Origin of the sequence: Chryseobacterium sp. MYb264 (assembly GCF_035974275.1) — a bacterium.
Classification (GTDB): Bacteria; Bacteroidota; Bacteroidia; order Flavobacteriales; family Weeksellaceae; genus Chryseobacterium.
The window spans coordinates 1,726,674-1,749,567 of record NZ_CP142422.1 but is presented as its reverse complement, the minus strand read 5'-3'; the positions used below and the strand labels follow the sequence as shown (position 1 = coordinate 1,749,567).

The 22,894-nt window shown below is 35.1% G+C and carries 20 protein-coding genes; 18 read left to right on the top strand and 2 right to left on the bottom strand.

The genetic code is table 11. The features are described from left to right. The 3 genes from VUJ46_RS07450 to VUJ46_RS07440 all read left to right on the top strand — a co-directional run bounded on the left by VUJ46_RS07450 (position 1) and on the right by VUJ46_RS07440 (position 4,791). Positions 1-264 (top strand): hypothetical protein, encoded by a 264-nt coding sequence (locus VUJ46_RS07450; protein WP_326984359.1) that lies wholly within the window; start codon positions 1-3, stop codon positions 262-264. A 99-nt stretch (positions 265-363) separates the two neighbouring features. Beyond that, positions 364-3,963 (top strand): hypothetical protein, encoded by a 3,600-nt coding sequence (locus tag VUJ46_RS07445; RefSeq protein ID WP_326984358.1) that lies wholly within the window; start codon positions 364-366, stop codon positions 3,961-3,963. Positions 3,964-4,110: 147 nt separating this feature from the next. Further along, entirely contained in the window at positions 4,111-4,791 is a 681-nt protein-coding gene (locus tag VUJ46_RS07440) for a hypothetical protein (protein WP_326984357.1), read from the top strand. A 170-nt stretch (positions 4,792-4,961) separates the two neighbouring features. On the opposite strand, the gene VUJ46_RS07435 is transcribed toward VUJ46_RS07440, so the two are convergent. Next, a complete protein-coding gene (locus VUJ46_RS07435; protein ID WP_326984356.1) occupies positions 4,962-5,624 on the bottom strand; it encodes a S24 family peptidase in 663 nt (220 codons plus the stop codon). Between the two features lie 848 nt (positions 5,625-6,472). Here VUJ46_RS07435 and VUJ46_RS07430 point away from each other — a divergent pair. From VUJ46_RS07430 to VUJ46_RS07380, 11 genes are all read left to right on the top strand, one after another. Then, a complete protein-coding gene (locus VUJ46_RS07430; protein ID WP_326984355.1) occupies positions 6,473-6,631 on the top strand; it encodes a hypothetical protein in 159 nt (52 codons plus the stop codon). Positions 6,632-6,970: 339 nt separating this feature from the next. Next, positions 6,971-7,138 (top strand): hypothetical protein, encoded by a 168-nt coding sequence (locus VUJ46_RS07425; protein WP_326984354.1) that lies wholly within the window; start codon positions 6,971-6,973, stop codon positions 7,136-7,138. Positions 7,139-7,193: 55 nt separating this feature from the next. Next, positions 7,194-7,583: a hypothetical protein gene (locus tag VUJ46_RS07420; RefSeq protein WP_326984353.1), complete on the top strand. Its 390-nt coding sequence runs from the start codon at positions 7,194-7,196 to the stop codon at positions 7,581-7,583. 356 nt (positions 7,584-7,939) lie between these two features. Beyond that, positions 7,940-11,974, top strand: a complete 4,035-nt coding sequence (locus VUJ46_RS07415) for a phage tail protein (protein WP_326984352.1) — start codon at positions 7,940-7,942, stop codon at positions 11,972-11,974. Further along, positions 11,974-12,528 carry a hypothetical protein gene (locus VUJ46_RS07410; RefSeq protein ID WP_326984351.1) on the top strand — a complete coding sequence of 185 codons (555 nt, stop codon included), beginning with the start codon at positions 11,974-11,976 and terminating at the stop codon, positions 12,526-12,528. Before VUJ46_RS07415 ends, VUJ46_RS07410 begins: the two co-directional genes overlap by 1 nt. Before the next feature lie 138 nt (positions 12,529-12,666). After that, entirely contained in the window at positions 12,667-12,810 is a 144-nt protein-coding gene (locus tag VUJ46_RS07405; RefSeq protein WP_326984350.1) for a hypothetical protein, read from the top strand. Continuing rightward, positions 12,811-13,233, top strand: coding sequence for a transposase (locus VUJ46_RS07400; protein ID WP_326984349.1), 423 nt, complete (start codon positions 12,811-12,813; stop codon positions 13,231-13,233). A 174-nt stretch (positions 13,234-13,407) separates the two neighbouring features. After that, positions 13,408-14,544: a hypothetical protein gene (locus VUJ46_RS07395; RefSeq protein WP_326984348.1), complete on the top strand. Its 1,137-nt coding sequence runs from the start codon at positions 13,408-13,410 to the stop codon at positions 14,542-14,544. Between the two features lie 176 nt (positions 14,545-14,720). Further along, the gene (locus tag VUJ46_RS07390; protein ID WP_326984347.1) at positions 14,721-15,554 is read left to right on the top strand and encodes a hypothetical protein; all 834 of its coding nucleotides are present in this window, start codon (positions 14,721-14,723) and stop codon (positions 15,552-15,554) included. Positions 15,555-15,769: 215 nt separating this feature from the next. Continuing rightward, a complete protein-coding gene (locus VUJ46_RS07385) occupies positions 15,770-16,375 on the top strand; it encodes an REP-associated tyrosine transposase (RefSeq protein WP_326984346.1) in 606 nt (201 codons plus the stop codon). Between the two features lie 62 nt (positions 16,376-16,437). Continuing rightward, positions 16,438-17,082 carry a hypothetical protein gene (locus tag VUJ46_RS07380; RefSeq protein ID WP_326984345.1) on the top strand — a complete coding sequence of 215 codons (645 nt, stop codon included), beginning with the start codon at positions 16,438-16,440 and terminating at the stop codon, positions 17,080-17,082. A 75-nt stretch (positions 17,083-17,157) separates the two neighbouring features. Here VUJ46_RS07380 and VUJ46_RS07375 read toward each other — a convergent pair whose 3' ends face one another. Then, the gene (locus tag VUJ46_RS07375; protein ID WP_326981209.1) at positions 17,158-18,498 is read right to left on the bottom strand and encodes an IS5 family transposase; all 1,341 of its coding nucleotides are present in this window, start codon (positions 18,496-18,498) and stop codon (positions 17,158-17,160) included. A gap of 587 nt (positions 18,499-19,085) precedes the next feature. On the opposite strand from VUJ46_RS07375, the gene VUJ46_RS07370 reads away from it, so the two are divergent. The 4 genes from VUJ46_RS07370 to VUJ46_RS07355 all read left to right on the top strand — a co-directional run bounded on the left by VUJ46_RS07370 (position 19,086) and on the right by VUJ46_RS07355 (position 22,842). After that, positions 19,086-19,448: a hypothetical protein gene (locus VUJ46_RS07370; protein WP_326984344.1), complete on the top strand. Its 363-nt coding sequence runs from the start codon at positions 19,086-19,088 to the stop codon at positions 19,446-19,448. 110 nt (positions 19,449-19,558) lie between these two features. Continuing rightward, positions 19,559-19,969 (top strand): 5-fold beta-flower protein, encoded by a 411-nt coding sequence (locus VUJ46_RS07365; RefSeq protein ID WP_326984343.1) that lies wholly within the window; start codon positions 19,559-19,561, stop codon positions 19,967-19,969. A gap of 273 nt (positions 19,970-20,242) precedes the next feature. Then, the gene (locus VUJ46_RS07360; RefSeq protein ID WP_326984342.1) at positions 20,243-21,136 is read left to right on the top strand and encodes a hypothetical protein; all 894 of its coding nucleotides are present in this window, start codon (positions 20,243-20,245) and stop codon (positions 21,134-21,136) included. 389 nt (positions 21,137-21,525) lie between these two features. Next, entirely contained in the window at positions 21,526-22,842 is a 1,317-nt protein-coding gene (locus VUJ46_RS07355) for an ATP-binding protein (RefSeq protein ID WP_326984341.1), read from the top strand. Positions 22,843-22,894 lie beyond the last annotated feature (52 nt).

The following is a 22,894-nucleotide window of genomic DNA, read 5'->3' as shown; positions in this document are numbered from 1 at the left end:
ATGAAATTAATTGATCAATACGAAAAAGACGGAAACAGTATACAAGTAGATAGTTTATTAACAACAAACGATGCTGTTATTGACATAAAACAAATTTTTATTCTTGGAAATAATGTATATGTAAGTTTTGATATGGAACATGAAAGGATTTTAATTACCGAAACAGCAGATGTCTTTATTCAAAAAAACAAGGAGTTTTTAAAGACTTTAACAAAAAAAGCATACAGCAAGATTGACTCTTGTAAATGTGATAGTTGTCAATGATTTAATCCTCAAAAATGAGAATATAAAAACCTTGTTAGTTAGACTTTTAACTAACAAGGTTTTAAGACTATCTTAATAAATCATTAAAAATTAATAATAATGAATAATCAATTAAGTAATATAGCAGTCCAATACCGAAAATTCAGTAAAGGACAATATATAGAATATACCCAGTTCAACGAGTTTTTAGATTTTTTTGAGGATCAGGACCGTTTATCAAGGGTAATGTTGCAGGGAGTAGGTATTGTATGTGGGCTCAAGCATAATCTTATATATACCAACAAACTTCTGAACAGCATACAGCTTTCTCAGGGAGTAGCCGTAACAACTGACGGAGATTTACTGACGCTGAATAATACCAATACAGTAAGTGAAGATTTGTATGTAAGTGATTTGAAAACCATTGACATAGAAAATAAAAACTACACTCACTTCAGAGTCTACGATAATTTCAAAGTAAATTATAAAGCATTTCATGAAATTGGAGGTGCAGAGCGGCAGATTGAACTTTGGGAGCTGGCAACTGCTAATGAGGCAACTGCTGATTTTCAGCTTGTAGGTGATCTTCCTGATTTAGAAGATAAGTACCTTTTATTGTATCTGGAAAGCTATGAAAAGGATGTGAAACCTTGTAGAGGTGTGGACTGTGATAATCATGGTGTTCAGCAAATCAGAAATCTGAAGGTATTAGTTACCACAAAAAGCGGACTTGATATCATTCTCGGACAGGATAGGATTCAACCGCATCCTTTGTTTATTGAAGAGATATTGAAGCCTGAAAAACAGGAACGCGTCATTGTAGAAAGGCTCATTTTAGAAAATGATATTAAAACAAAATTTTATTCTTCTACAATTAAAAAGATGTATTCTGCTGCTTTAGAAAGAGGTGGATACGGGGAAACTGTTTTCAAAAAAATCAATGCGATCTCCCAAATGATGGGGATTTCCGGTGCTGACCATTCAGGTTTTAAAATGGTTTTGGAACAGTATCTTTCTCAGGATACAGGTTTTCAGTATGCTTATGACGTAGTGAAAGATCTGAATGATACCTATTCTGAAATAATCAAATGGCTTCCTCATTCGTTTACTAAAGGTTTTCCGGATCTGGATTCTTTCCCTAAACACGTGATGCTTGGGAAATTAGTGTCAGAGGTTCAATTAGACCCGTTCAGACATCAGTTTTATAATTCTCCTGTCTTGGATGATGATAGGGCAATCCAAAAAGTAAAGCTTTTAATTAACCGTTTTAATCAGCAGGTACGTAATTTCGGGAATCTGAGTTTCCAGGACCGCTTCAAAATTAAAATTACACCTTCTCAAAAATTGAATCCTCTGAGTAATAAATCCATTCCCTTTTATTACAAGATGACGGAAGAACTTTTAAAATCGTGGAATTTCGATAAAACTGCCAACCGTTCATCAGGAGAAAATCTGGCCTACGATACGGGGTTATTGTCATCGCTTGAACATACAAAGAACCCCAATGATTTTAATATCGATAGAAATTCATTCTACAATATTGAAGGACATCAGGGAATGCCTTACGATGAAGTTTTTGAAAAGGTAAAAGAAATTAAGGATAAACAGCAGCTTGCATTTGATATTATGGTTCTTTCTATGGAGGAGCTGGTAGATAATAAAGATCTGTTCAAAAGTTATTTTAATGAATATGCGGAGAAGCATCCGGGTATTGAACATCTGCGGGGAGTGGAGCGCGGCGGAACGTTTATCATTGTATACGAGTCAGTAGAAAATCCTATCGTTTTCGCGGATTTCTCACTTCCTTATATCTGCTGTACGCCAAAAATTATAGCGGATTTGAGCTTGCCACATACAGTAATTTGTGCAGAGGCAGATCGTATGCCTTTTACGGTGCTTCCTGTAGGTGGTGTTGTCAAAGCCAATGTAGATTTGGAGCGAAATGGAGTAGAGGTTGTTGACGGAAAGTATTTCTTTAATCCGAAACAGGTAGATGCAAGCTTATATGGCAAGGTAATCAATTTTACAGTAAATGATAAACCGGTAAGCTTCGGAGTCAAAGTTACTGCAGAGCCTGAAGTACTCATCAGCGTGAGTCGTGTCGACTATCCGGAAGGGCTGTCAGAAGCAACAACGGTATATCTGTTGATCGATGATGAAAATTTCAAAGATTATACTTACAGCTGGGATTTCTGGGATAACGGAAGTTATATTACGCTTACTCCTGATGCTGAGGGCCGCGTTAATTTTACTTACGTTAATCTTGATCCCAAAAGAGTTCCCACGATAAAAGTGAAGGTGAGTGGCAATGGATGTACACAGGAGGTCGCAATAAGAGATTGGTATGAGGCTCCTAAGGTAGAATTGTTTTTAGGGGATTCTGTTATCTGTTCTGACTATTCTCCTATAGATTTTATAGTATCTCCGGTAGGAGGGGTTGTAACAGCAAGTCACGGTGATGGTGTGCAATTTGTGAACGGGAAGTATGTTTTTGATCCTACAAAAGTAGATGAAAGCTTATATGGTCAGACTATTACTTTTAAGGTGAACGATCAGCAAACGGACTGCAGTATTAAAGTTATTGCCAAGCCAAGCGTTACGGTTGATCTTTATTCCGTTAATTATCCGAACGGAAGCTCAACAGAGGCAACGGTGTACTTTAAAGTTTCCGGACCAGGTTTCAGTACTTATACCTATGCTGTGAATGGTACTCCTGTTAGTTTGGTACAGCCGGGTGAAGAATGGAATTTGAGTTACACGTTTACAAATCTGAATCCTGAAAATATTCCGGTGATCAAGGTAACTGTTACTAATGGTGGGTGTATACAGGCTGTTGAGATCAGTAAATGGTATAGTCCGCCTAGGGTAGAATTAAGTTTATCAGATAAAGAGCAGGACATTATCGTTTGTTCAGACTCACCTTATATACCTTTTAAAGTATCTCCGGCAAATGGAGTTGTGGAAGCGAACCAAGGACATGGTGTGCAGTATATTGCAGGACAGTATGTTTTTGACCCGAAATCGCTGGAGGATTATTTACATAATACAGTTATTAAGTTTACTGTAAATGGGCAACCTACCACTTGTACTGCCACCGTTATCACACAGCCGGATGTTACTGTAGAAATTGGCCAGGTTGATTATTCAAACTCGACACAGGCAATGGTAAACTTTACTGTTTCAGGAGCATCTTTTAAGAACTATGCCTATAGTATAAACGGTACTGCGGTGGCTCTATATACTGATGGAGATGGGGTTGGGCATCTAAGTTATACTATAAACGATCCCAAAAATTCACCTCTGATCAATGTAACTGTGAGTAATGGGAAATGTGCTCAGACTTTTGCCATAAGAGGCTGGTATAATCCGCCTGCTCCGAGAGTTGTAATTAACAGTGTTGATTTTCCCAAAGGCAACTGTTGTGAGGGGGCTTCAGCTCATAATGTGAAGGCTTTTGTGGAGAGTAACAGTGCAACAATTTATCTGTCTCAGGTGGAAGTTTTTAGAATGAAGGGCTGGGGTGAAGGTGCTTTGAGTTTTGATTATTCCTGGTTTCAGGTATCCAGCAATAATGGCAAAAAGTTACCGATTTTGCAGAGTACTTTAAACATGCTGGAGCTTACACAGCTAACGGCTGGAATATATGTATTCCATTTTATGGTGATTGATTCGAAAACAGGATTTTTTGATACTACAGAATTAGAGCTGACTATAGAATAATGATAATCCTGTAATTGATGATAGGTGAGCAGGCATATATTCTCACTTATCAATCAGTATGCCCTTTGTAAGGGTGCTGTATAGATTTAAATCACAGTGCCCTTATTTATTCATAAAATATAATAATAACAATAAAAAAATAATATAATGGCAGCAGCACCATGCGAGATTTCATTTAAAATAGATTATACATCTTCCGTGCCTGTTACAAGTACGAATTCATCTGCATCCTATGTGATTAGTGGTTCAGGGTATCCCGCAAATGAAACCAATATAGATCCCAGTCAGGAGATAACTCTTCCGGTAATTCAGAATTCCGGAGATTATGATTTGAAAGTAAAACTGACGGTGGAAGGCGTTGAAGCGACCAGTACAGGGTCGTTTAAAATTGGAGACTGTAACAATGGCGAGGTCAGAACAATATTTTACAATCATGCAAGAAGGGATGGTAATCCGAATGATCCTGTAAGTAAAGTCAATTTTTTAATTAGAAAGAACGGAGAGGAAGTTGTTTTGAGTGAAGTTCCAAATGTAGAGTATGATAACCCTATTGAAAAATGGAAATCATTTGAAGCAAAAGTCGGAGATCGGATCGAGTTTATAACAGATCTCATCAATAGTGGATCAAGTGGCAAAACAATGGGGGGGATGTTCACTTGCAGAACAACAGGTAAAGACGGTACGGTAAATGGAGGGAGTCCTACGGCGTCTGATTTTAAACTTCTTAATTCACAGGACATAGGACCGGATACCCGGGCACAAAGAATTTTTGCCTTCTTAGTTGAGAAAAAATTGAATTATGCTTTGGGAACAGATTTTTGGTTATAGACCATAAGTAAATCTAAAAAAGCAAGAGACTGTCCAAAAAGTTTGGGCAGCCTCTTTTTTGTCGATTTTCTTCGTGCCCCTATAGAAAAGGTCTATGCAAATATTAAATTCTCAAAAGGGATATTTGACTTTTAGGACAGCCTCTTCAGTATAACAGCTTTTTTAGTAAATTATCTTCTGTTATTCTTACGTCTGGTGCTTATAATATTAAAAAGCTTGGCAACATCCTGAAGGTGGATTTCGAAATCATCATAATATTCATTGAGAGAATGAAGGGTGATGATGCCTTTTTCCACATCATGGTTGATGATTCTTTTTACCAGAATTCCTTTCTCCTTGTGTACGATCACAAAATCCCATTTATCATAATGCAGCCTGCTCAGCCAGTAGTCCTGTCTGATATTCCGGCATAATATAATGTCACCTTCCAGATAGCTTTCGTAGGATCCGTCATCCATGCTGTCACCTTTCACCTCAAAACACATATATTCACCGCGGTGCTCTACATCATCGGTAAAAGGAATGGTGGGCAGGCTTTCTATATATTCCTCATCTGCGAAATTATGCAGATAGCCGGCTTGTGCATACTGGTTGGCCAGCGGAACGTTCATGATCTTCAGGTCGGAAAAAACTACAGGTGACGCGCTGTCATTGATTTTGTTTTCATGTTCATGCAAAAGATTGGTTACAAAATAAGCTGTGGTTTCCGGAATTTTTCGTTCGCCTTTTTCCCAATATTGTACAGCCCGGGTGCCGACTCCTATAGATTTTGCGATATCAGCCTGCTTCATGTTTAGCTTCTTTCGGATTTCTTTGAATTCTAAATAGTTCATTTTGATATGTTTATAGTTATTTGTTGAAAAAATGTGTAAAAAAATCATTTTTTATTTTCAAAAAGCGAACATTGTTCGTATATTTGTTTCGTCATTAAGACAGAATAGTGCAAATATACAAAATATATTTTTATTTTAATTTTATTTTAATATTTAAATACATTGATAATCTTATGGATATAAGTTTTATCAGAAATATGAACAATAGTTTTATAATTGACTCCTTCTTCTGTAAGATGTTTAATTTTCCGTTTTATTAGGCTTGAATTGAGATGGTGGTCACTTTTTTTACCTGGTTAAATGAGAGTATTTCGCTTTTTTGAAGGGTTTAATTGATTTTTGTTCGTGTTTAAGTGTTTTTAATAATGAAATGTGTGCATGTTTTTTTGATGAATAAAATTAAATAGTAATGAAATGTAGATGAACGCTGTTGCTTAACATAAGATATCGATGAATTATGATAGTCAGCAGAAAGTTGAAACATTTTAAATAACGAACCCATTTGTGGAAGCTGTCCGGTTTTTTAAGTAAAATTATTGAGCTCTTTCATAAAAAAGAAAAGTAAAGGCCAGCTATTTACTGTTTATAAAATATCGATTCCTTATAAACATTCAATAGATTTCTATTTACAGAAGCAAAATGCAGAACAAAGAATCTGAAGTCGTATTCCGGCGGGGAATACAGGATTTCAACTTCTGAAAAACCAAAATTTATAACAGTGAATAATTATTTTAAAGACTTGAATAATAGTCTTTAAGGATTCTTGTTGACTCCGCTGAACAGTAAAGGAATTAAAAATCTGTTCAGTTTAAAAACAAACTTTTAACATATAAAAACTTTTAACCAACATGAAACGTAGTAAAGAACTAGTAGAAAAAAGAAAAGATTTCGTCATCGATTATGTAAAACGTAATCAGGATAAACAGATGAAGGTGATTGTAACAGAATTAACAGAAATGCTGTTCCTGTCCGAAAGAACGATCTATAATATTCTTTTGCAAGCCTGAAATGTAACAATACAACAGATTTTAAAAATTTAAAAAGTGTAAAATACAGCTGTGAAGTTGAGTCATCATTCAGTGTTGATGCCTAATTATGTAGGTGTTTATATAATACTTCCGAAAATATACCCTGATTTGAGTATTCATTACCTGAATAACTGACCCGGCAAGGGTGCTCAAAGTCTTTCCCATATGTAAAGATTAACTGAAAAGGTAAAAAAATGTTTTGCCTTTTTAAGAGAGATCTTCAGGAAAATCACGAACCTGAAGCGGAGGAGCTGTCGGCCTGTGGGAGAAATTTTAAAAAGCTTAAAAACTGTTCGTTAACAAAAAAAATCAGTAACCATGAAAAAAAAGAGAAGACAAAAAATAAAGAAAAACAGAGAAAAACTGCAGAATCCAAGAAAAAATATCAGTGATCTTATCGACGAGCTGGCCTATGCAGATGAAAATGAAAACATGCGAAAAAGCAAAAGGTTTTTAGACGATATGTACATGCTGGATCTCGAATAACAGGTATCCATAGGCTAAGGAAAAATTGAATTTAAATAAATAAAAGATAAGAAAAATGAATCTTGATAGTATAAAAGCGCTCTTAATAGGAACTGCCATCGCATTTTCGGGGGGCTTGCTGAGGGTATTGATCTCAATACAGAATAAAGAAAAAAAAAGACCTTGGGAACACTTTATCACGCTGGTGATTGTTGTGATCGTAGGTTTTACCATGAGCTACTTAATGAACAGGGCAGAGCTTCATGACAAATGGTATTCTACGGGAATACTGTTTGTCCTGGGCTATGGCTATGATAAATTTTTAAAAATGATCACCATCAATCTTCCCAACTGGATTGATAAAGCAGTGAATCTTTTTATTGATAACCGTTACGGGGTAAGAACAGAAAGACAGCCTCTGGAGGAAGAAGTAACGAATCTTCCTGAGGATCAGATCAAAAAATAACCATTGAATACCAGCTCAAAACTAAATTAAACCATTGAAGCCCGGATGTTGAAAAACAGACGGCTGCAACTACAGAATCTACGGTTCAGAAAACAAGGAATTCTTATAAAAAAGAGTGAATTTTGAACCGGATAACCTGAAAACTCAAAACAACAAGAGAATAAAAACGTGAAGTGATTTCGCATTACCTGTTTCTCATCAAAGTCGGATGCCACTTCTTATTACTTACATTCTTTAAAAAAAATCTGCCGTTCCCGGTTTGATTTTTCACATTCAACAGGTCTATGAAACGCAATTGTCATAATTGCGTTTTGTATGCCTTAAAAAATCAATATGAAAACTAAAAAACGAAGCCTATGAAAGCAGCAAAACCTGTAGAAATAGACAATAAAGCCCACAAACACCAAGGCAGTAAGCAAAAGCAGAAAGCCCCGGCGGTGATTCATCTGTCCGAGACGGAAGTGGCAAATGCACAGACCCAGCAGACTGGAGAGCCCTCTGCGAAAAATGGTTCAGCCAATTTTGGAAACAGCAGAATGGGTTTAAATGGAACCATTGCGGCCGTTCACGGTTCTTCAACCATTTATGACCAGGGCGCTAAAGTGATGCACGGAAGATTTCAGGAAAGCTATCAACAAACCGGAGATCTTAACCATCCCGATACCAAAGCACTGGAAAAAGGATATATGGCCAGCCTGAGTATTAATCAGGCACGGGATTATCATGACCTTAAATCCGGAACCTATCTGCCTAAGACAATGGAAGAGCAGGCGATGGTTCATCAACAAAATAAAAAAATTGAAGAAACAAACCCTACTGTAAAACTTTCAGAGAAAAAAGGAGCGCCAATTAAATCGGATGCAGATCAGTCTCAAGCAGTTAATCCGGACAAAGCAGAAGCAGCCGAAATTGAAAAGGTATCACCAAATGCGAATAACAATCCTGAGTTTACGGCATTAAGCGGAAAAATTGGCAGTACGGCTAAGCAGCAAAAACAGCATGAGCCATCAGGCAAAGCAACAAACGATGCACAAGCTGCAGCTCCATCACCAAGTAACGAGCGCGAGAGTTTGGCACAGGCGAGCCAGGTAAATTTCATGGGTGCGCAGGATCCTGGAATGTTCAAAAAAGAAGATTTCAAAGCTTTGCTAAGCGCAAAAATACACAATATCAAACTTCCGGAAAATGAAAAACAAGCCGACGAGTTTGAAAAGCACAACAATATAGACGAGGTCAACCAGAAAGCAGTCGGTGACGTGAAGAAAGAGAAGAATGTTGCCGCCAATGATATTGCTTCTGCTACCGCAACAAAACCGGATATTGCATCACAGCCTCATCGTGCAGTTGCAAAAATGCCAACACAAAATGTAGGTAAAGCTCCGTCTACTCCAAATGCTGCTAAAGCGATGCCTGTAAAAAGAACTGCAGCAAGCGTAGAACAGCCTATTAAAGAGCAGACCGCGAGTATTGACAGTGAGATGAAAGCTAACGGAGTTACCGATACGATGCTTGCAAAATCCAATGAACCTACGTTTACGGAAGCTTTAGATCAAAAAAATAAAGCCAAAACCCAGAGTGTTGCGGCAACTCAACAGTTTAGAACCAACGAAAGCAAGGAGCTTAACAAAACCCGTAATGATGCACAAGAAAAGGCCGCGAGTCACATCAGTGGAATGCATGGTGCGAGAAAAGGCGGACTAGGCAATGTGCAGGGTGATCAAAAACAAACTTCATCTAAAGACAGTCAGAAACGAAAAGAAATTGCAGACCATATCAATGGTATTTATGTCAGCTCCAAAGCAGATGTAGATGGTATTTTAAAGAATCTGGATACATCGGTGGCCAAACAGTTTGATGACGGAAGTAAAAAAGCCAAGAAAGCATTTGAAGATCATGTAGATCAGGGAATGAAGGCTTATAAAAAGAAACGTTATGGAGATGCGTATGCAGATTATGGCGTTCTAGGTTTGGCAGGTAAATGGCTGAAAGATCAGCTTGTCGGCTTACCTCCTGAAGTCGATGAATACTTTGTAAGTGGTAAAGAGCTTTACGTTAAAACAATGGATCGATATATTAATGATATTGCAACCCATGTAACCAACCAGTTAAATGCAGCGAAAACCAGAATTGCTAAAGGCAAAAAAGACGTACAGAATTATGTCAACAGTTTATCGCCAAGCTTAAGGAAGATAGGAAAAGATGCTATTAATGAGATTCAAAGCAAATTCAATGCACTGGAAGAAAGCGTAAACAGTAAAAAAGATGCGTTAATTGATGTACTGGCTAAAAAATATGCCGATAATATCGCAAGTATCGATACTAGAATTGCTGAATTAAAAACACAAAATAGCGGATTGGTAAATCAGGCGCTTGATATGCTGAAAACCAGTGTATTTGCTATTATTATCGAAATTAAAAATACTCTTACCAATTTATTGTCTGGCGTTATCAGTGCGATTCAGGCGATTATTATGGATCCAATAGGGTTCTTCAAAAACCTTATTGCCGGAGTTTCGCAAGGATTTACCAATTTCGGAGCCAATATCTGGACTCACCTTAAAACAGGTTTCTTCGGATGGCTGACCGGAGCAATGAAAGGTATTTCTTTAACGATGCCGGAAGATGTATTTTCTTTAAAAGGAGTGTTCTCTATTACCTCGCAGGTGCTTGGTTTAACTTGGGGCGGAATTAGAGCCATCGGAGCCAGAGTGATAGGAGAACCTGTTATGAAAGTGCTGGAGACAGGATTTGAAATGGTACAGATTGTTCGTAAAGAAGGTGTTGCCGGACTTTGGGGATATCTTAAAGACCAATTTGCCGACCTTAAAACAACGGTGATGGATGCCATTATGGATATCGTTCAAACGCAGGTGATTCAGGCGGGAATTAAATGGGTGATGGGATTACTGACTCCGGTAGGAGCATTTATAAAAGCCGCCATGGCAATTATAGATGTGGTGAAATTCTTCATCCAGAGAGCTGCGCAAATCATGGAATTGGTAAAAGCATTTACAGACAGCATCAAAGCAATTGCCAGTGGAAATGTAGGCGCCGTAGCCAAATCGATAGAAAATGCTTTGGGAAGAGCGGTTCCTGTATTGATTGGTTTCTTAGCTTCATTATTAGGGATTGGCGGATTGGCAGATAAAGTATTGGGCGTTATCCGAAAAATACGTCTGCGTATTGAGAATGCGATAGTGAAGTTCTGGAATTTTGTGAAAGTGAAGGCTAAAGGATTACTTGGTAAAATGGGAGTCAAAAAATTTGGCTTGGATAAAAAAGAGAAAAATAAGAAAGACCAAAAAGACAATAAAGAGAAAGATCACATTACTTCTGAATCTTTTTCTATGTCTGGAAAATCTCACACATTAACTTTTGAGGATAATGAGATTTATATGGAAAGTAAAAAAGCTAAACTTTCTGTAAAACTAGATCGAGCAAAAAAACAAGTTGAAAGATATCCAACTTCAAACGCTTTTAAAGGTAAATCAGAACTTATAAAACATCAATTAATTAGACTAACGAATATACAGGATCGTACAGAAAAAGAATTAGAAAAAGCAGAGGGTTCAGGAACCCAAACTGAAATAGATAAAGCTCAAGATAAAATGCAAAAATTAGGTCGAATAATCCAAAACTTTGGAGATACCTATCAATTAAGAGACATTTTTGATAATGATGGAGGAGAGCATAAAGAGTTTGAGCCGAAAGAAGTAAGATTAGATGCTATTGGAGATCATCAAGTAAGTGTAACTTATTATTATGATAAAGAGGCTCACGAATATGGACAACAAGATTTTACCATTACAATTAATGTAGAAGATGTAAACAAACGAGTTGTAAGACATGTAAACGAAGGTAAAAATCTTGCCTTAAAAAAAATAGGTTTTCGCGGGCTTACATCACCTGCAGGACAATTAGCAAAGTACAATTATGGTTTGAAGCTAAATTCAGCTCATATTATTGGGGATCAGTTTTTGGGTTCGGGTTATAAGAAAGGATTGAATCTAATTTTAACTTCTGATCCGTTTAACAAAAAGACTATGTTTGCAGCTGAAACAATAATCCAAGAAGGAATTGAAGCGGAAATGAAGAACTATAAAGATAATTTTGTTACTTTTGACTTAATAGTAGCTTCTACTTATCAAGTATTAGAAGAAGATCCTATGGTAGAAACATTAAAAGCTGTACATACAGGTATGACTGATAAAGAGAAGAAAGCAACATTACTAAAACTGCAAAGAATGAAGCAGCTTCCAAGGCGTTGTGAACAGGTTACTTATGAAGCTTTTATAAATATTGATGGTGTAAGTATAGATCATGAGCCAATTACTGCTGAAACAAGAAATGGTGATATTTGGCTAAATAAATTATTTAATATTGAATCATAATGGAAAAAATTAAAACATTTATAGGTATTGTTTTTGAAAAAGAACAAATAGCAATACATTTACAAAGAAACAAAGATGATATTAATAAATATAATGAATTTGTAGAAAAAGAGCTGAACGTTTACTGTGAAGATCAGTACGATTCTGAAAAAAAAGTAGAATTTAACATTAAAGGTAAAATAGTCTCTCCATTTTCTGATCGTTTTTACGAGCAATCCAAAAAGAGTTCTTACCCAATTCCACGTTATTTATTTAAAATTAGTGAATATATTCATGAAAAATATGGCGCAGTTTGGGCATGTTATGTTTCTTTTTCAAATCCAAACAAATCAATAAAAAAAATAACAGAATGTTTTTTAGTTACTCTAATTAATGAAAAATTAAAAATTATTTCTGATTTTATTGTGAGTTCAGATGCTAAAGAATGGAGACATGTCGGAGGTGATGAAAATAAAAGCTTACGTCTACATAATTTAGGTAAACCTGTAAAAATAGAGCGTTATTTAGAGCCAACTGATGAATGGAGTTTAGAAGAGTATTTAAAAGATAAATAAATCCTTAAAATACATTATAAAAGCGAGGTTTCTATTTTTAGGAGCTTCCCCCCCCGCTGCCGCACGAATCCTTTCGTGTGGCATTTTTATTATCCAATAATTTCTTAAAAAGTTTTTATCTTTATAAAAACATAATTGATGAGTCGTAATTACAAGTTCTACAATCCTGAAGGATTATATTTCATAAGTTTTGCTGTTGTAGGTTGGCTGGATGTTTTTATCAGAAATGAATACAAAGAAATTTTTTTAGAAAGTTTAAGATTTTGCCAAAAGAATAAATGAATGGAAATTCATGCATGGTGCATCATGTCAAGTCATGTACATTTAGTTTTCAGGAGTGTAAATGGGCAGAAACCAGAACTTTTGATTGGTGATTTAAAAAGATTTACAAGTAAAGCAATTGTGACAGCAATCAAGGAAAATCCTACAGAAAGCAGAAAAGAATTTTTATTAAATTTCTTTCTTAAAGAAGGTTTAAAAGCATCAAATGTAACCCAATATCAATTTTGGAGACATGATAATAAACCTATTGAATTGTGGAGCAACAGAGTGATTTGGCAGAAAATTAATTATATACATCAAAATCCTGTAGAAGCAGGTTTAGTTTTCCGTGCGGAGGATTATAGATACAGCAGTGCAATAGATTATTCTGATGAAAAAGGACTTTTAGATTATGTTGTTGTTTTTAGAATGTTTGATTTATAAATAATGTAAACCACACGATGCAATCGTGCGGCAGCGGGGGATTGAGACTGTAGCTACAGCACTTAGTAAAAGTGATGATGACGGAGACAAATCTGAACACCCACAAGCAATAGAGCATTTGAAAATAATAGCAGGACAAATATGGAGAAATCACATTATAAAACCAATTGAATTATGAAACTAAATAAGATACATCAAGATTTGAAAAAATTATATAAAGATGAGGAGACAGATATTATTTTAGGTTTTCAATTTGATGATGAAGAGGAAATTGAAAAATGTTTCAATATATTCCGATCTGGTTTTTGGTCTGTTGTTCCTTTTGCATTTGATGATTACAATAATTTTGCTATCAGATTAATGCCTAATAAAAATTTATCAGATTCTCCAGTGATAACAAAAGGTATTGCTGATTTTAGAACGATTTCGCCTAATCTGTCTTCTTTTATTGCAATGTCACTGCTTCCACTTTTAAAAGATATTGATATTGTAAATGAGGAAATTAAAAAAAAATGGCAATTACTTGAAGAACTTTCATTACCGTTTAGAGAATATACGGATAATTTAGACTCATTGAAATTTTTAAAAGAGTATCTGGATAATGAAAATAAATTGAAATATTTAGAAAATTCTTCGGAGTTTTACACCAAAGTATATTTAGACTTTTGGAGTCATTATTATGATACTCCCCAACAGAAAGAATATGCTAAACTAATGCAATCAATGGTGGATGATAAATCATATCTCCCAGATTTTGAAATAAAAGATTATGGCATTTGGAACACGAGAGCTTATAATGCTTTAGCCCAAAGAGCTTATTCAAAAACAAATTATAAAAATGTTGTAGAGTTTGAAAGATATAATTTTCAAAGCGTTATTCAACCTAATGGTTTTGATCCTGTAGAATATGCTTTTGATATTTTACCTCATGCAACATCAACAAGTTTTGAATTAGATGGTATAATTTCTTTTTTTGATACAAATCCAAACTTAGAATGGGAATATTCAAATAGTATCAAAGAGCACCCATTATTTAATGTTTTAGAAATTATTAAAAAGAATAAAAGCACGTATAATGGAGATGCTCATATAAAAGCCGCTAAAGCTATAGATGAAGAATTAAACGACCCTCTTATGGCATGGGATGCTTTAGTAAGTGCGGGATATTGGGGTGGTGTAAATTTTGGTCAACCAAATATGAATGCCTGGAGAGCTGCCATTGATTTATCTGAAAAGCATGGCTGGACAGAGATTAATGAGGTTTTAATAGATCAATTGGAATTTTATAATCATTATAAAGATAAATTCTAACTTACAATAAATCTTATACAAAAGCGAAGTTTCTATTTTAGAAGCTTCGTTTTTTTATATTTAAGATGTGAAATGATTACTTTTGACTTAATTGTGGCTTCTACTTATCATATTGGTCTTGACAAAATATATGACTTGGAGTCATCTAAACAAATTACATTTTAATAATATTATTTATGAAAATATTGCAAAAATTAGAAAAATTTATTATTGAAATTTCTAATAATGATAAAATAAAGGTAGATAAAAACAATATAGAAGAAGTAAAAAATGGTGTTAATTTTTTTAGTGAAAGAATGCTTGCTCGTGCAGAAGAACGAATGAAAATTATTATTCCCAAAGAAGATTATAAGTTCGATGCTATTCGTTCTTTAACCCTAGATTGGTCTTCCACTACTAATGAACCTGATGAGGAATATCTTTGGGGGGGATTTCAATTATTGAGCTTGATAGAATCTTTAGGAACACATTCTCATTTCTGGGATAATTACAACAATGACAGTCGTTTTTGGGAAAATAATCCACAGCCTGAAGCAGAAGCTGTTTGGAGAGAGTTTCTGCCTAAACTTAATTATTTCCATAAATCGGCTCACGGTAATGACGGTACTTATGGCTGTATATTTCGGGAAGAAGGTATCTATCCTTGTCCAGTCTATTTTTTCGATTCAGGTATCTGGTTTAAAATGGATATGAATCTTGAAGAATATTATAATACCATGATTGCCTCTAAAGCCGTTTATTATTGGCAGTATTTTTATATTGATACACAGGAGATTGTTGAAAAATTAGGGAATTATAAGCCTCGTTATGTTGAATATGATGCTTATTATTACCACGGTCCTAATTCTTTTAATAATAAATTTGAAGACGGTACATTTACGTATTCAGCAGAGGGTGTCTTGCATCAAATGAAGAATATTATTAAACGCTTCCCTAAGTTATTCCCTGATGTCGACTTAAGTTACTTTAAAGAAAGATGCGATGCTTTGGAAAAAGCACTGAATTTATAAGATTCAATATTAAATCTATTATACAGCGAAACTTCAATTAGAAGTTTCGCTTTTTTATGTTCAATATTTAAATATTGAAACCCGTTTTGAAATAGTACAGGTTGCCCGCTGCGCAAAGTCTCCTGACTTTGAGCAATGTCAAGCCTAAACAATTTTTCTTAAATTTATCCCGTTTCTGAGAGTCTCCCGACTTTGAGCAAAAAAAACAATACTAAATGAAAGAAGGCTATACTATAAAAGATCAGGAAAAACCGCATTTTATTACTTGTACGGTAGTTGATTGGATAGATATTTTCACAAGAAAAGTTTATAAAGATATCGTAGTTTCTTCTTTAGATTATTGTATAAAAGAAAAAGGAATGATATTGTATGGCTACGTAATCATGAGCAATCACATTCATTTAATAGTGCAATCGAAAGAAGGCAAATTATCAGATTTGATAAGAGATTTTAAAAAATTTACAAGCAAAAATATTTTAGAAGCTATACAAACAGAACCTGAAAGTAGAAAAGAATGGATGCTTGATTTATTCAAAAAAGCTACAGAAACCCATGGCAGAAATAAGAACTATCAGTTTTGGCAATACGGAAATCATGCAGAAGGAATTTACACCTTACATTTTATGTGGGATAAACTGAACTATATACATCTAAATCCAATAAGAGCAGGTATTGTGGAAAAAGCACAACATTACATATACTCCTCAGCAAGCAATTATGCAAATGGTAAAGGATTATTAAAAGTTGAATTGGCAGATAATCCCATAATTGATGTAACAAAAAAGAATGAATTTTGGAAATATAATAATTACGATGAATAATAGTTAGCTCAAAGTCGGGAGACTTTGCGCAGCGGGAGCAAGAAATGTAAAAATAAACTAATATGATAGAAACATTTGATCAGATTTTAGTGGAAACCTTATTAATAGCACGGGAGGAAAAAAAATCTATTATTGAAGTAGAGTATAAATATAATTCTACATTAAAAAAAGATTTATTTGAAATTGAGAATTTAAATTCAATTCATAAAGGAATAAAAGAGTTTTACTACGAAATAACTGACGGATTTGAAGTTAATTGGGAAAAAGATAATGATGGTTTTATTGGTGGAAAAATGCGCTTAACACAAAGTGAGTATTTATTTTCTGAGAATAATAGTATATATGATGACGGAGATGATGAAGATCTTAAATATTTTAGACCATTAGATTATCCAACTCCAGAAAGTTATGTAGGTTTTATTATAACGCCAGACACAGTAGACGAATCATTGTATTACATGAGTATCAGCGATTATGAGCTAAACAATTTAGATTTGGATTATGAAGGCTATACTCAAATGGCTGTTGAAGCGCGTGTGTTTAATCATTGGCAACGAGTTTTGCTGTACTATATGGATGGAGAAGGTATCGGTTCAGTAGAAACAGAAATCTTTAAAACAGAAATGCCAAAAATATTCCCAGATTGGACATGGGAAAATTTTATTGCTAAGTTTGAGAGTTTAAGGCTTTCTAATAAGGACAAATAAATTTTCCAAAAAATTGTAAAGCGGAACTTCATTTGAAGTTTCGCTTTTTTTTATGACAAAATATTTAGTCGCTCCTTAAAAAGCTGTTTTTTGACTTTGAAAATTATATTTGCCTAAAAAGATTCGGAGAACAAGTTCGAGCCAAAGAAGAATTTGTTGTTTGATTTGATTCAATCTCATCTTCAAATTGTATCCAATCCCTGCTAATAATGCATTATTAATATCTCCAGCCACTCCTTTCAGGAAGTTTAATCCTAAGGAGTGGTTTCTTTTTAAATGAGAGATACAAGGTTCTATGGCTGCTCTTGCCCGGAATCTTAATCTGGCTACTTGTTGCCCATATTTTGTTTTTTCTTTTTTTGCGGGAAGCAAAATTGCTGTTCCTTCCACTTCTTTGATTCCTTTAAATCCTCTGTCTGTAGTGGCTTTCGTAGGTCTTGTTCCGCCAACGGATTTTCTTACCCTCTCACTCTGTGCCAATGATTCTTCAAGAGTTTTACTATCGTGAGGATTGCCAGAAAATCTCTTTACCGAGCTGATGATCCCTGTTTTCCGACCTCTTACTACTGCTACTTTTGTCCCAAACTCGTATGCTTTTCCCGATTTTCCTTTCGCAATACACGCAACTTGTGGCTCGTGAAGACTGTAAATTTTATCTTTCGTGGTACGTTCTTGGGTGAGTGCTTTAAGGTAAATTTTAAAAACGTCTTCGTAGCCTTTCAAAACATCTTTAGGAAGTTTTCTTTCCAATTCCCGAAGAACTCTTTTACCAATCGTCCTGAGCTTTTTCCTCGCCATTTTTGCCTTCTTCTGTCTTCTGGGATGATGTCCAAAAAAAGCGTCCCGCAATAATTGTTTGCTCACTCTTCTGTAGCTTTGTCTTTGTACAACGCTCTCTTTTTCTGCTATTTTTCTACAATTGTCGATTACTTTTTTTGCTAATTTGGCATCGGTAGGAAAGGTAATGTTCTTCTCCTGAACCGTCGTATCTACCTGAACTTCATCTTCTGTTTTGGCTTTGGGATGGAGAGAAACGCTTTGTCCCAAAAGAAATTCCAAACCCTTATCTCCAATTCTTTTTCTGAAGTGTACAAAATTGCTCGGATCGAAAGGCTGCTCTGTCTGGAAAAAGGTTTCTCCGGTAAAATATTGCCAATACGCATTCTCAATCCATCTCTCTATTACACTTTCATCACTTTCTTTAAACATTTCCTTGAGCAAAAGCATTCCTGCTATTTTACGGATAGCAATAGAAGGTCTTCCGTTTTCTGAAAATAATTTCTCAAACTCTGACTCCATTTTATCCCAGGAAATCTCCCCAGCTAATTTTACCACCGGATGCTCCATATTAATAAGCTCCGTAAGCCTGGTCTTGAATAAATTCTGCTGTAAATCCTCTCTTATTTTGCCTAACATTTTGCCACTTTTTATATCCTAAAAATACAATTTATTGCAATTTTTTACAACGATTTTTTACGAAATATAAGTGCATAAAACTGATAATCAAAATATTACTTGGTTTTTAAGGAATGACTATTTAAAGTTTTGTGTTGTAGTAAAATCAAAAAATGAATTAATTACTTTTGTTAGTCAGTCAATTTTCTTTTGAATATTCTAAGAACTTATATAGAAAACAAAAGAAGAAACTCTTGAAAAAGTAGAAATATTATCAAGAGACATATGGAGAAATCATGTCATTAACAAATAAAATAATTATGGAAATAAATAAAATACATTCCCCCCCGCTGCCGCACGAATCCTTTCGTGTGGCATTTTTATTATCCAATAATTTCTTAAAAAGTTTTTATCTTTATAAAAACATAATTGATGAGTCGTAATTACAAGTTCTACAATCCTGAAGGATTATATTTCATAAGTTTTGCTGTTGTAGGTTGGCTGGATGTTTTTATCTGAAATGAATACAAAGAAATTTTTTTAGAAAGTTTAAGATTTTGCCAAAAGAATAAAGGAATGGAAATTCATGTAAACCACACGATGCAATCGTGCGGCAGCGGGGGGAAGATTTTAATGGAGACGGGTACAAGGATGTGGTGATTCCGATTGCTGAGTCTAAAAGTCATAAGAAAGGATTTGCGGTTATTCATGGAAAAACTTTCGAGGTTTTTATTCTGGGAGCCGGCAAACTATTTAAAAATGCGCTAGGAGATAACCTTGACTATATCGATAGCTGGAAAATCAACCGAAAAAAGGAAAACGAACCGGGTGTGGATGAGGAAACAGGCAATGGGAAAGACGGAATGTTAATTTTAGAGCATCCCTCGATTGAAATTGAAAAATCTGAACTGGGTGGCGGACAAATTTACTGGGATGGAAAGGAGTATGCCTATTTTCATCAGACCTGTTAAAATCTCTGAGCATTCTTTTTACATTTAAGAAGGATGTTTCGCTTTTTTATGTCGACAAAACTTGCTATATTTTGGAAAGTTTTTAAATAATAACCTTTTAATTTTTAAGCATGAAAAAAATAATATTCTTTTGTTCCCTTCTATTTTGTTTTTCCATGGTCAATGCGCAGACTATTGAATCGGGAAGCCGCAGTACGGCAGGTTATATCAAAAGTGACGGAACCGTTGAAAACAGCAGTCGTGCTACAGTGGGCTATATTAAAAGTGACGGAACCATTGAAAACAAAAGCCGTAGCACGATTGGCCGCATCAGGAGCAACGGGACTATTGAGAATAAAAGCAGCTCTACGGTTGGCTATGTGAAGAAAGACGGAACCGTGGAAAACAGCAGTCATTCCACTTTGGGCTATATCAAAGATGACGGAACGGTAGAAAACAGCAGTCACAGTACCATTGGCTACGCTAAAGGGATTAAAAAAGAATGGGCAGCAGTGGTTTTCTTTTTCTTTAAACTAGATTAAAAAGATGACATCCTAATGGATGATATACGTTAAAAAGCGAAGGCTCGGGTTTTATAATCCGGGTCTTTTTTGTAAGAATGAATTGGAGTAAAAAAGGCAGAGAGAAATTAGTATCAAATGAACTGTGAATTGAATTTTACGTTCGATTAAGATTAGCTGTTGACCCGAAGAACTTCACTGTTCATCATAAATACTTTACACTTTCTTCAAGCTACTGCAACTACTGAATCGGGAGGTCAAAAAACTTTTGTAAGAAGCAAAAAAAGAGGAATTTTGAACTCTAAATCAAAAATAGTAAAAGAATTTTACAGTATTATGAATACAAAAGAAATAACCACGAGAGAAAAATTAAAAAAGTATTTTGAAACAGGAAAATACCCTTCAGAGAGCCAGTTTGCGGAATTGATAGATGCTTTAAGATTAAAGGAGGATATCCTGAGTACTAAAGAAATGATCATGCTGAATAACAGTTTGGAATCTATTGATAACGGGTATTTTTCCTATACAGCGAATAATATTGAAGATTTAAACTTTTCAATCTTGATAAGCCAGCAGAACGAAGAGGATCAGCTCATTGAATTTGGAAATACCTATGGTAATGAAAAGAAGCAATATTTCTTAGGGAAGGCTCCATATATTATTAAGGTTCAGGATTTTCATGAAGAAAACTTAAAGGAATATGAGTACCTTTTCATAAGTTACAGGGTGAGTGAAAAATTTACTTATAACCGATTGTTCGGAGAGGGGCTATATGCTTTTCCCAAAGGATTCGAATTCGGAACATTGCAAGGAAAAAGATTTTATATGCAGATAAGTAAACTGATTATTTCACAAAAAGTAAGTATTGTCAATATGCCCATTAAATTTGTTAACAAAACCGGAGTACCTATTGAGTACAGATTGCAATCCGGTTACTGGAATAATGAATATACGGATAAAGATATTATCACGGACCATTACAATGTCAGTGACTCATTCTATTTCTACTATAAAGCAGATCTTCGGGGAATTGATAAATCTATAGAATGTAAACTTTATGATGCGGATACAGATCAGCTTATAATGACGGGCTATTTAAGCGCTGGACAGAATAACCAGGATATGTGGGGTGGTGGCCAAACTTACGGAACAAAAAATATAAGAATTGAATGTAATTATACAGATTAATAATTTCAAAAAAATTGAATAAAGTGGTTTCTATTTCTGATATAAATTAGAATGTAATCCTTTAATACCACCATTAAATATCAGCTACTGCAACTACAGAATAAGGCAGTTCAAAAACTTTTTTAAGAACAAAAAAAGCATGAACTTTGTCTCATCAAAAAGGATGAAAATATTCTTTTATTTCAAAAATTAACAGCAATTAACTACAGCCTTTTAATCAATATTTTCAAGATAACCAGTGTTGTAGTTCTGCTAAAGCTTTCCGGCAAAAGCTGCATTTCATTTATAATAATTCATTATTCAATGCTTTCAGATAGGGAAGGCATCAAAAAATCACGAAACAAAATGTATTGTCAAAAATAAATTTTGTTCAAAAAGACTCATAACCCATGGAAACCAAAAATATACAAAAATTATTTACCCATTTAGAGAACGTTATCACCTGGCGTATCAACAGCCCTGAAAAAGATTTTAATACAGAAGCACCCGATTTTAAAACCAGTAACCATGAAGGCTTTCAATTAGGCGATTGTATTTTCGAAAAAGGGCTTGACCATCAGGAAGTGGTCATTCTTTTAATGGCTCTGCTGCCAAGACTGGATCCTGCATTGTTGAAACGTATATATTTGGAATTTCCCGAAAGTATACTGTTTGATTTCTGTTCGGTCAATGATAATGGAAGGCTTTTTTATCCGACTATTCAGACGGTTCAGTATATTCTGGGCGGAGACTGTATTTCAGAACGACTGAAAGCACTGGATTATTTCAGTTCGGATTCGGTTTTGGTTAAAGATGAACTGATTGTTTTCTCGAGTTCGGCAAACGATCATACTCCTATGAACAGCCCGTTGAGCGTGCATCAGGAAGCCTTTAACAGAATGGTTTTCGGATCAGAATTATTACCCAAAATGAGCAATGATTTCCCGGCTGAACAGCTGCATACCCGCAGATCATGGACTGATTTGATACTTCCTGAAAACACAATGAATGAGCTCCAGAGTATTGAAGCATGGTACAACAGCAGCCAGGTATTGATGGAAGACTGGGATATGCAGAAAAAGCTGAAGCCTGGTTTCAGAGTATTGTTTTTTGGTGATCCGGGGACAGGTAAAACATTGGCGGCAAGTCTTTTAGGTAAATATACGAAACGCCCTGTTTTCAGAGTAGATGTTTCGATGCTGGTCTCAAAGTACATTGGGGAAACAGAGAAACAGCTGGCAAAATTATTTGACAAAGCGGAAAATAAAAACTGGATCTTGTTTTTTGATGAGGCCGATGCTATTTTCGGCAAACGAACCAATGTAAGGGATGCACATGATAAATATGCCAATCAGGAAGTTTCTTATCTTCTCCAGCGGATCGAAACATTTACTGGGCTCATCATTTTGGCTTCCAATTTCAAAAATAATATGGATAAAGCCTTTACGCGACGCTTCCACAGCTGTATAAAATTCAATAATCCAAGGCATGAGGAGCGTCTGCGTATCTGGCAGCATAATTTACCCGTACAGTTACAGCTTGAAGATATTGATCTGGAGCAAATTGCCCAACGATACGAACTTACCGGATCTAATATTATGAACGTGATACAGGACGTAAGCTTAAAGACAATTGCTTTACAGGATCCTGAGTACAAGGTCAGTATGGACATGCTGCTGGAAAGTATTAAAAAAGAGTACATAAAAGAAGATAAAATTTTCTCTTAGAAAACCTTTTTCACCAAACTTAAATGGACGAAAGCCAGGCAAGAGTTTGATT